This window comes from Staphylococcus pasteuri (assembly GCF_030547725.1).
GTDB lineage: Bacteria > Bacillota > Bacilli > Staphylococcales > Staphylococcaceae > Staphylococcus > Staphylococcus pasteuri.
Genome location: NZ_JAUOQO010001051.1, coordinates 1 through 233, shown reverse-complemented (window position 1 = coordinate 233; position 233 = coordinate 1). Strand labels below are relative to the sequence as shown.

The following is a 233-nucleotide window of genomic DNA, read 5'->3' as shown; positions in this document are numbered from 1 at the left end:
CTGTTTTATTAATGTTTTGTTTTTGAGTCTTTTTTATTTACTTATATCATTGTAATTACAGCAATAATAGCAAATTTTGCTAATAATATAAATGCGAGATGGCTTGTACCAGTGATACTAGATACATTAGTGATTACTATTGTTGGGAATAATCCTCCTAAGCCACCCATCATTGATACGATACCATTAGCTGTCCCAGCTTCTTTTGAAAAGTATGATGGTACAAGTTTAAA

Annotated in this window: 1 pseudogene; it reads right to left on the bottom strand. The window is 30.5% G+C overall.

Annotation, left to right across the window (positions count from 1 at the left end):
- Window positions 1-41 precede the first annotated feature (41 nt).
- Window positions 42-233, bottom strand: a pseudogene (locus Q4528_RS16375) (MFS transporter); the annotation flags it as partial.